The following is a 10,905-nucleotide window of genomic DNA, read 5'->3' as shown; positions in this document are numbered from 1 at the left end:
GTAGTTGGGCATTGGCTGTCTTGTCCACAAAAAGGTTGACCGCCCTGTTGCTGCTTCCTGTATGTTGAACTGGTGCCAACTTTGATTTCACGGGCGAGAACGACTGCTCCCGTCCGTCCATTTCTTATTTTTTTCGGTAACCGTCACATTTTGATGTGGCTCCTTCGTTGTTTAGGATGAAAGGGGGTGAGCGGTTTGGATGAAGCTGAACTACAGGGGATCATCGCTGACGTATTGAAGGGTGATACCGAGAAGTTCGAGAAGATTATGCACCTCTACCAAAAATCGATTTTTCTCTATTGCTATCACATGCTGGGCCATCATTCCGAAGCCGAGGACAGCGGCCAGGAAGTATTTTTGAAGGCATATCGCTATTTGGAGAAATACAGGCCCGAGATTCCGTTTGGCGCCTGGCTGTACAAGATTGCCTACCATCAGTGCATCGATGTGATTCGCAAGCGAAAACTGGCGAAATATCTCCCTTTCTTTTATCGGGACGAGAAAGAAAACAAACACGTGGATCAGCAAATCGAAGCCCATTATTTCGACGAGTCCGTGCATAAGGCGATGTCGAAATTGTCGGTGGAAGAGCGGAACCTGTTGATTTTGCGCTGTGTAGAGGAAAAGAGCTATCAGGAAATCAGCCTCATTCTGAATCAAAGCAGCGCCACTCTTCGAAAAAAATACGAACGTTCGGCTGCGAAATTCCGCAAGTACTATGCCCAAGGAAAGGAAGTGGGACCAAATGAGATCGGACAGGGATCAGGATTTGAGAGAACTTTTTCATGACCCACGAATTCCCGATGTAGACTTGACGGGAAAAGTGATGGGGAAATTGTACGCCGAACAAAAAACAAAGGAGCGATTTTTCGTGAAATACAAAGTGGGTTTATTGGTAGCGGCAGGAATGGTTTTGACAGTCTCTTCGGCTTTTGCGGCAGTCAACTATCACTCTTTGAAAAACAAGCAGGGAAATGTGGTATATGAGAAAAAAACATTGGAAGAATCAGGCTATACTCGTCCTTCCAAAGATGAACAAATCCGCTCGCTGAAAAGCGGCGGATACGCCGACGAAGTGTTGCAAGAAGGCACGGCCGGTCTCTTTTATGTCGTTTCGGACATTCCGGATATGAAAATTTACACCGAAAGCAAGGGCATTTCCTTTACGGATGTGTCTAAGCTCCGAGACAAAATGAAGGATCAATCCGTCAAGATTTTAGACAGCCTGGAAGGCAAATACAAGTTTGAAAGTGCAAGAGTCGACTTTGAGCCTATGACTTATGTGAATCCTCTCAGCCCGGAAGAAGAGGCAGCCATTGCGAAAAAGCTGAAGAGGCAGGCCGAGGAGTCCAAAAAAGAGTTTGCCATGATGCCGGTGGAGCTGTCGAAGGACTACTGGAGAATCCTCAGCATCTACAACAACCAAGGAAAAGACATCCGGGTTACGATGTCCAAAACAAGCAGCAAAGAGACGGTTATCGTTCACAAAGAGTGGGACCTGAAGGAAGAAAAGCTAATGGTAAAAGGGGTAGAAATGATCTTCACGGATTTTGGCACGGGGAAAAATATTCACTGGGTGTACGACGTGCCAAACACGAACCAGACGATCCGCTACCATATCGAAACATCCAATCCGGTGACCAAAGAAGAGTTGGTCAAGATCGCTGAGTCGTACCTGGATTAATTTGCGTGGCGGGTTATCCAAGGAAACGATTTACGTACTCTAGCTGATCGTTTCAGATGATCACCAAGTAGACAGAAGTCTTTCTGGACACAGGTTTGACAAGCTGGCAGAATCGCGTAATGCAGAATCGTCAAAGCGCCCCTTGCTTCTTCCAAAGCCAGGGGCGCTTTGATATATACAGTCCAATCAAGAGACATCCAACACGACTTTCCCTCGTCCATGACCTTTCTCCACCTCTCGATGAGCATCGGCCGCTTGTTCCAGCGGAAACGTTTTTCTCATGAACACCTGCAGTTGTCCTTCGGCATACAGCTCGACAATCGCGGCTAAACGGGCGCCGGAGCGCTCCCGGAAAATGACGACAATGAACGATGCCTTCTTTCAGGCTGCGGGCTTTACGTCCAATTTCGTTTGCCGGGTAGTTCTAATCGTCTTGCACGTCTTTACCTCCTCGCTAAAAGGTTGTTGGGGAGCCGTATCCCTCTGCCACCGATAAAGCAAAATCGATGAACCCCGAAACCACCCCGTCCTCTCATACGTATTCTCTTGCAAGATGACAAATATTCCAAAATTATCGAGGTGCAGTCAATCATGGAATCTATTTCTATCGTTCCCTACCGCCCCGAACTGGCCGCAGCCGTCGCTGACATGTGGAACGCCAGCCGGGATAGCTGGGGGGGCGGAAACTCGATTACAACGGCGGAACAAATCCTGCAAGAAGAAGCAAGCTCTGATTCTCTCGCCGTTTACCTGGCGATGGATAGCGATAAGGTCGTTGGCTACTGCAGCCTGGCCGAGTACCGGGAAGATACGGGTGCCCTCTATATCCCGCTGCTCAATGTGCGTCCTGACTACCAAGGAAAAAAAGTGGGACGCATGCTGCTTGCACGCGTGCTGGAGCAAACGATCCAGCTCGGCTGGCCCCGACTTGATCTCTACACGTGGGCAGGGAACACGAAGGCTGTACCCCTGTATAAAAAATTCGGCTTTTTCTGGGAAGACCGGGACGATACCACTCATCTCATGAACATGATCCCCACTGTGCTAAGGACAGAGGCAATCGCCCCCTATTTTGAGGAGCTCGACTGGTATCAGGACTCCACCCGGGAGATTGTCGTAGAACCAGACGGTCGAAAGGAAAACGGCTTTGACTATTTCACCTACTCCTGGGCAAAAGGCGAAAAGAGCCTGCGCGTGGAGTTTGAACGGCTCGGCCGCGGCATGCGCCTCATCGAAACAGAAGACTATCTCCTGTCTGCGGAGGTTGAAGGACCGAAGCTGGTCTTTGGCCGGGAGTACCGGATTCACTACCGGATCGTCAACAAATCGGGCAAGCCGCTGCAGATTTCCTTGAAGGGAGCACCCAACGAAAACATCCGCTTTGATTATCAGCAGGAGCTTGCAGTTACCGGGGAAACGACACTGTCGGCAAGCTTTTTTGTCGGCGGGATCACCGAAGAACAAAGCGTCTGGCGTACGCATCCCCGTGTCTGTACGCACATCCTGATCAACGGCAAGGCCGCACTGTTTCAGGTGGGAATTCTCCCCAAGTTTCCCGCTTCCCTTTCCCTGCAAGTGCCCGGGCTCACCTATCCGGGGCGGACAGCACAGTTTTATTTGGATGTGGAGAACAGCTTTGAAGAAGAGGCAGAGTTTTCCTTCGAACTGCCCTCCTGTTCCTTTCTCCGCATCAATCAGCAGCGCCATACACTCCGGCTGCAAGGCAAAGAACGCGTCTCTCTCCCGCTTGACGCCGACCCCTATGAGCACGGCTTTTACGTGGCCGATGTGCAGGTAGAGGCGAAGCTCGCGGATGGCGGCTCTGTCTCTTTTTCCAAAAAAATCGGTGCCGCCTTTACAGGACCGGGCGCCATGCTGTCAGGGGAAACGGAACAGACGTGGCAGGTGCACCACGGCCTCCACGCGCTCTACTTCAACAAGGAAGACAACGAGATCACCGTTGTCAGCGGCACTGGCGGAGAGCCAACCTATCTCACCTATCCGAAGATCGGCAAGCCGTATTCCAGCGAGTTTTCCAAAAAACGTCCCGAGAAGGTCGAATGTATCGTGGAAAAAGGAGCGATCGGCTTTTGCGCTGCTTACCGCTCCGGCTCATTCCCTCAAATTGCGTTGATCGGAAAGACGCTCCTCTTCGGAGACGGCACGGTTGTTCACGAATTGGAACTGACCAATCTCTCCGCAGACAGGCTGGGTACGGAGCTGTGGCTCAGCCAAGGCTTTGCCCATCCTATTTTCCGCCCGATCCTTCCGTATCAAGGCCGCTATGTCCAGACACCGGCATCGTACGGGAGCGACATGGACTATTGGGACGGCGAGCTGATCAGTGAGAACTGGCTGTTTTCAAGAAACGATATCCCCTGGGGCATGTGCTGGCCCGAAGAATACCGTATCGATCTTCAAGGCTGGCATATGTCTCTGGAAACCAGTCTCGGCATACTGGAGCCGCATGGCAAAAGGACATTTGGCCCCTTCTACATCACCTGCGGGAGCTTTACGGATTGGAAGGAATTCCGTGCGTTTGCACGAAAAGAAGCATTGCCGGCGGACTTGTCCCTGACCGATCATCTGGAGCTGGTTGTGAGCGAGCACAATCCTTTTATTGATAGCGATAAATTTGAAGTACAGGTAAAAGAGTACAAGCAGCAGTATCTCGATGGAGAACTGACTGCTTCGCTGGAGAGCATGCCAGATAGCGGACAAGCGCAGCGCTTTGCGGAGGATGAGGAAAAGACGGAATCCGGCTACTCCTTTGCCGCACCAGAAAAATCCTGTGAGCTCGTCCGCATAGACGGGCGGTTTGCGACACATGAGACTCATTTGCGCAGTGTTGTGTTTCCGGTTGGGCCAGGAAAGGTTTTACTGGAGACGGCAGAAGAAAAAGGGCAGCAAGTCTATATCGCCGACAATGGCCCGCTGCGGATCAAGGCAGCTCCCGAGTTCTCGCCGTCACTCTTCTCGCTTTCCAGCCACGGCCAGGAATGGCTGGCTACCTCCTTCCCGGAGCGCGGGCCCAAATCATGGTGGAATCCGTGGACCGGCGGGATTGGCAATATCATCGCGGAGCTGAACTCGTTTTCCCTGATCAAGGAGGAGCGGACGGCCTCCTTTGTCCATCTGGTTGATAACAGGCAGAATGTCTGGCAGGGCATCAAGCTGAGCTACGATGTGCAGAAGCAGGAAAAGTATCGCGGTCTGACATGTCATCAGTATTACCTGCTTCTGCCGGGTGTCCCTGTCCTCTGCCATACCGTAGAGATCGTTCAGAATACCGGAACGTATTTTGCCGGCAAGGAATGGTCGACAGAGATCTTTTTGCAGACAGAGGATACAGACGAAGAGATTTGGCTGAAAACCGCAGGAGCAAATGGCGAGGAACTGTGCTACAAGCTGGGACAGGGTGAACTGTCCGTTGCCGAAATCTCCGATTATATCGTCGGCTCCGCTTCGCGCAACGACCAGATGCACATTGTCACCGACCTGGATACGGCAGATGTGAGCCTCTACGCCAACAAGGAAGTGGCCGTCGCCTCGGTCGTGCGCGAACTCAACCTGCCGAGCGGCAGCACTGCCTTTACCCCGCCCGTCTTTTTCGTGTTTGCAGACAAGAAGATCCCGTCCGATTCCCTGTCTGCATTGCGGGCAATCCGGTTTTCCGAGCAAGGGAGGACACGCGATGAAAATCATTGATGCCCATATGCATTTGTCCCATATCGAGGAGTTCAAGCGGACTGCGGCAGAAAAGTCGGGGGTTGATTACTCTGTCGCCGGCATCCTGCAGGAATACGCGGAAAATGGAGTGGTACTGGGGATCGGCATGGGGCTTACGGAGACAAAACAGGACGGCTTCCCCGATGCGGAGGCTGCCACTCCAATGGGTCTTGATTTGACAGAAGAACTCCCGCCGCAGCTCGTGTACTGCCTGGGAATCAATCCTTTCAAGCTGGATCAAGCTGCCGTGGCCAGGCTGGAAGCAGACCTGCAAAAGCCAAACGCGGTCGGACTCAAAATCTATCTGGGCTACTATCCTTTCTACGCCTACGATAGCGTCTATGACCCGGTCTACGAGCTGGCGGCCAAGCATCAGGTGCCTGTCGTCTTCCACACCGGCGATACGTATTCGGAGCGAGGGCTGTTGAAGTACTCCCATCCGCTTACGTTGGACGAGGTGGCGGTGAAGCATCGGGAGGTTACCTTTATGATGGCCCATTTCGGCGATCCGTGGGTGCTGGATGGGGCGGAAGTCGTTTACAAAAACCGCAACATGTTCGCTGATCTCTCCGGCTTGATGGTAGGAGATGCCGCCAATTGCGCCCGGCTGAAGGACTCCCCGCTCTTTTTCGCCCATTTGCGCCATGCGATCACGTACTGTGACCACTATGACAAGTTTTTGTTTGGAACCGACTGGCCCCTTGCTCCGGTGAAGCCGTACATTCAGTTCGTCCAGGAGCTGATTCCGGCCGAATATCACGAGGATGTGTTTTACAAGACGGCTCTAAAGGTGTTTCCGAAGATCAAAGCGTTGGTTGAGTAGACTTTGGGACGCTTGCTGTCACATAAGAAATCCCATGTCGATTCGCGTTTAACCTGCGAAGGAACATGGGATTTTTCTTGTTCTTGAAAACTCCTTCATTCTTTCTTTTACCCTCCCCCTTTTCAATCGTAATAACCTTTTTCAAAAACAATTACGGTCTCCACCGGATTCTCTGGCTCATATATGCCAAATTCAGCATAAACCCCGAACCCGTACTTATGTGAGATGAAACCCGCCTCTATTTCCAAGTCGCTATCATATTGCCTGACGAACTCCATTGCCTCTTTCAATGAGCAATCCAGGAGATTCTTTCCATGAAACAGAACAGACGCCGGCGGAAAAAATTCGATCGCATTGCAAATCTCAGGCTCCTTGTAGTAGACAAAGCAGATGCGATAATCATCTTCTTTCTCGTGCAGCCGTCGGTATTTTCGCGGATTAAAATTCAATGCTTTTTGAACTTCTGCCGGTGTCATCCCAAGCCGCAAAACGCCTGCACCCACATAAGGATCGATCACAAATTCCGTAATGCCGGGATACTCGCTGTCATTTTTGGGACGATCCTCTTTGGGAACATTTCTCGGAGGCTCTGGATCCGGAATGTTGTACTTTTTTATGATCTTTTCCTTTATATCATCGGGAAGCAAAGCCCTCTCCTCCTTGAGAAAAATCATATTCGACTCAAACCATCCATCTGCTCACCTATACAGTTTCCGCAGCGGTAACGAGCAATGGAACTTTTTCGAGCCACTCTCTCAAACTTTAGCACAAATTGCCAACGGTCTATATCGCCTCTCAATCACACATAAGTTCCAATTCGATCCTTTCAACGCTTCCCCTTCCATACAGATACATTTTTCTTTGTCCGCATAACAGAAAAAACGGCATCTCTGCCGTTTCTGTATGGGTAGATGAATTTGCAAGACGGACCTCACCCTCGCTGCACACGATGCATAAAGTCCTCCGCCGTCATGACATGAGCGGTCGACACATTGAGCAGAGCGAGCGTGACGCGGTGCACTTCCTCTGCCGGGACCTGGCCAAACCCAGTATCGGGATAGTCATACGTTCCGGTCGCATCGGAGAGAAAGGCGACGCGATACCCCAGGTACATCGCATCGCGGGCGGCGGAATGGCAGCAGTTTTCCGTCGTTACCCCGGTTATGGCTACCGTCTCGATCCCCTTGCTCCTCAAAATGATGTCCAGATCCGTACCGAAAAACGCGCTGTAGCGGTGCTTTTTAATCACCGGCTCACGGGGCTGCGGCGCCACCTCCGGATAAATTTCCGCACCCGGTCTGCCATCTATGAGACAGGCCCCTTCAGCGATCGGCGGATAGATTTCGCCAAACATGCCAAGGTCTGACCCATCCTCGCGATGACCATGCGCCGTATAGATCACCGACATTCCTGTTTCCCGGGCAAACGCAAGAAGGCGATGCAAGGTGGGCAGGATGCGGCGCCCCATCGGCGTCTCAAGCGGCGCACCTTGTGCGATAAAATCATTTTGCATATCTACGACGAGAATGGCCGTCTTTTTCGGGTCAATCTGTTCAATCCGCATACCCATAGCAGTCGCCTCCCGATCTTTTGTCCAGCGCTTTTGAAGCATTCGCTCGGCAGCACCAGCTTGCCAGCCTAATGGAATCATTCTATCAGAGGTGCAGCCGCTTGAGTGTAATCCGGTTAACACCTTATCTGATTTTTCTGTATATTCATATAAGTATTCGCATTGACTCAATCGTATTGTGAGCGAATGGGTCTTTTGAAATATGAGCTAATAATCTATTGGTGCTATACTAAAGGGAAATTTAGCATAATCTAGCGTTTATCGTTAATTTTGAAAAAACAAGGAGAAACCAAAGGATGTCACACAGGGTATATGTATACAATGTCAGCACCCCTTCCGAAGCGCAGGACACCGACAGGATGATGCTGGAATGGGGCTATGAAATGCCTCTTTTATTGCAGCCGCTCCTGGTCGACGGCGGATTTGTTGCCGGCAACAATTACAACAATCACACAGAGCCCGATAATGCCGGCCTGTATTATGCTGCCCAACCGGGTATCGAAAACTTGAAGCGCTTTTACGATTTTCTCGAAAAACAGGAAATGCTGATCACAAACAAAGAAGCCTTTGTTGAAGCCAAAAACAATCTCTTCACTTACCTCGACAAACTGAAACTCCCGTATTTCCACCTGGATGCCTGGGACGTATTCAATATGGACGACACCCCGCATGCCGAACAGGCCGAAGTCTGGCTGGCCAATATTGCCCATAACAATGAGATCATCAAAAAGGCAATGGAAAACGACGACATCTCGCTGCTGAACGATTCCGACTTGATGGACGTGAGCCCCGGCTTTGCGTCGTTTGCCGAGCTGCTCAATTACGAACATTACCAATACGGCTGGGGGCACATCTGGCAGCCTTTTGAAGAAGAGCCGGAAGTGGAGATATATGAGGAAAATGGCTTGTGGGGCCTGAAAGACAAGGATGGAAAGGTATTGCTTCAGCCGCAATTTGACGAGTTTTACGGTTTTGGTCCCGAGGATCTTGCCGTGGTCTCGCAGGGCGGCAAATTCGGCTACGTGCATAAATCAGGCAGGATCGCCATCCCCTTGGTCTGGGAGGACGCATACGATTTTGAATACGGCACCACATCGTCTATTGTCAAACGAAATGGTCAATTCGGCCTGATCGACCCCAACGGAAACACAGTCGTCCCCGCACAATATGAAGCATTGGAATCCCTGGACTACAGCGGACTTTTCACGGCAAAGAAAGACGGGAAATGGGGAGTCGTGGACCAGAGCGGCTCCACCGTCATCGATTTTGAATATGACGAAGCTTTCGAGAACGGGCACGGATTTTACCATACAGCAGTAAAAGGCCGTAAAAACAAGAAAATATTCAATGATCATTTTGTCTATATCGGTGAATTTCCGTTGTCAGCAGTGGAATCCATCGGCGAGGGGCTTCTCCTCGTAAAACCGCACAAGAATGCCAACCACAGCACCTTATACAAAAAGGACGGCACCATTTGCGCATCCGGCTTCGAGAAGATAAACAGGCAAGCCAGCTTTCCCAATATGCTTGTACTGCGAAAAGGGAAAAAGTATGGCGCTCTCGGTTTGCGGCAGGAAAGCCTGTTGCTCCCCTATGAATTTGATGCGCTGATTGATATGAACGCCTATATCGATTCTCGGCCGAGCAATTTGGTACTGGCCCAAAAGGACGGGCAAAAAGGCGTGTTTGACGGTGATCCCGATCGCCCGACATGGTTATTTCCATTGGAAGATTACCAAAGCATTCTTTGGCTGTACGAAAACGCTTTTGCCCTGAAGCGAAACGGGTTGTGGTGCATCGCCTATTCGCCTGAAAACCGGCTCGGCGGATTCGAATTCGATCTTGTGGTACGAAAAGCGCCTGTTAGCGGTTTCGCTTATGCTTTTAAAGGACCTGACGTGTTTGTGGCAGACGAGTCCGGGGTGTCGATGGCTGATAAAACTCTGGTTCTGCAGGATGCCGAGGATATCGATTACAACTATTATTTTGATGCCAACGTGCGCAATCGCCTGCTAACCTATGCAGAAGCGGCCATCGCCGATGATGGCGAAGCAGATGAACACACATCGGCGGAGGATTTGTACAGCCTTGCCCTTGATGCCTGTGACGCGGGCGATTATGAGAAAGCCATCCAGTACGATACCATAGCCGCTGAAAAGGGCTATGCCCCCTCTATGAACAATCTTGCTCACATGTACTACAGCGTAGAGGGCTATCTCGATGACGACAAGGCCTTTTTCTGGTACGAAAAGGGCGCTGAGGCAGGCAATGCGTATGCCATGAACGGTCTGGGCATTTGCTATCAAAACGGAGTAGGGACAGCACCCGATATGGAAAAAGCGTTGTATTGGCTCGGCAAAGCCGCGGACAACGGCCTTGCGCTTGCCCACACCAACATGGGCTCCTTGTATTATGAAGGACATCTGGTGCCGCAAGATATCGACAAGGCGCTCTGGCATTACCAGCAGGCGGAGCAATTGGGCTCGCCGCAAAACGGCTGGCTTGGCTACTTGCACGACCTGAAAGGGGAGTATGAGAAAGCCTTCGATTATTACCAGCTGGATTATGCAGAGGGCAGCGACGTGGGAGCCTATAACCTGGGGATTTGTTTCAGTCAAGGACTGGGCACAAGCAAGGATGTTGCTGCGGCCATCACCTATTTTCATGCCGCTCTGGATAGAGAATATCTACATGCCCATATTGAATTGGCTAGAATATACCGCAACGAAGATGACTTTACGGATGAATCGCTGGCAAGACACCATATCGCGGAGGCCGAAAAGGCCGGCCTGGAAATCCCTGACGATCTCCATTCTTAACCCGGCCAACATCCCATGCACGCGCCTCTTCCGGCTCTACGTTGCGGCGCTGCATGGCGGCGGTGTTTATTTTCTTAAAAACCGCCGACGAATCTGTCGCAGTGGCCGTTCTCGGAAAAAGTATGGAACTACCACATACAAATCCCATGTCTTTTCGTGTTTACTATATGAAGACATAAGGGATTTTTCATGCCATGCCGCAGCAGCCCCGGGAAAGAACAAAAAACGCTCGGAATTCCAAGCGCTTGAGATTATTTTGATGGAGTATTGGTTGAAGCCC

8 protein-coding genes are annotated in these 10,905 nt (G+C 51.0%); 5 read left to right on the top strand and 3 right to left on the bottom strand.

Features of this window, described 5'->3' with window-relative positions:
* Window positions 1-186 precede the first annotated feature (186 nt).
* On the top strand, window positions 187-789 hold the full coding sequence (locus tag NST96_RS08180) for a sigma-70 family RNA polymerase sigma factor (protein ID WP_227277557.1): 603 nt from the start codon (window positions 187-189) through the stop codon (window positions 787-789).
* 82 nt (window positions 790-871) lie between these two features.
* Window positions 872-1,684, top strand: a complete 813-nt coding sequence (locus NST96_RS08175; RefSeq protein WP_141334126.1) for a hypothetical protein — start codon at window positions 872-874, stop codon at window positions 1,682-1,684.
* 186 nt (window positions 1,685-1,870) lie between these two features.
* On the opposite strand, the gene NST96_RS08170 is transcribed toward NST96_RS08175, so the two are convergent.
* The gene (locus tag NST96_RS08170) at window positions 1,871-2,041 is read right to left on the bottom strand and encodes a zinc-binding dehydrogenase (RefSeq protein WP_227277577.1); all 171 of its coding nucleotides are present in this window, start codon (window positions 2,039-2,041) and stop codon (window positions 1,871-1,873) included.
* Window positions 2,042-2,275: 234 nt separating this feature from the next.
* Between NST96_RS08170 and NST96_RS08165 the strand changes: the two genes are divergently transcribed.
* Window positions 2,276-5,392: a GNAT family N-acetyltransferase gene (locus tag NST96_RS08165; protein ID WP_342405988.1), complete on the top strand. Its 3,117-nt coding sequence runs from the start codon at window positions 2,276-2,278 to the stop codon at window positions 5,390-5,392.
* Window positions 5,379-6,236 (top strand): amidohydrolase family protein, encoded by an 858-nt coding sequence (locus NST96_RS08160; protein ID WP_003387913.1) that lies wholly within the window; start codon window positions 5,379-5,381, stop codon window positions 6,234-6,236. The genes NST96_RS08165 and NST96_RS08160 overlap by 14 nt, the downstream gene beginning before the upstream one ends.
* A gap of 122 nt (window positions 6,237-6,358) precedes the next feature.
* Here NST96_RS08160 and NST96_RS08155 read toward each other — a convergent pair whose 3' ends face one another.
* A complete protein-coding gene (locus tag NST96_RS08155; protein ID WP_051925441.1) occupies window positions 6,359-6,883 on the bottom strand; it encodes a hypothetical protein in 525 nt (174 codons plus the stop codon).
* Between the two features lie 284 nt (window positions 6,884-7,167).
* Entirely contained in the window at window positions 7,168-7,806 is a 639-nt protein-coding gene (locus tag NST96_RS08150) for an isochorismatase family cysteine hydrolase (RefSeq protein WP_122958093.1), read from the bottom strand.
* A gap of 296 nt (window positions 7,807-8,102) precedes the next feature.
* On the opposite strand from NST96_RS08150, the gene NST96_RS08145 reads away from it, so the two are divergent.
* Window positions 8,103-10,625 (top strand): SEL1-like repeat protein, encoded by a 2,523-nt coding sequence (locus NST96_RS08145; protein WP_342405982.1) that lies wholly within the window; start codon window positions 8,103-8,105, stop codon window positions 10,623-10,625.
* Window positions 10,626-10,905: the final 280 nt, after the last annotated feature.

Origin of the sequence: Brevibacillus sp. FSL K6-2834 (assembly GCF_038592925.1) — a bacterium.
GTDB lineage: Bacteria > Bacillota > Bacilli > Brevibacillales > Brevibacillaceae > Brevibacillus > Brevibacillus borstelensis.
The sequence above is the reverse complement of the archived record's forward strand: the minus strand, read 5'-3'. Positions and strand labels throughout refer to the sequence as shown.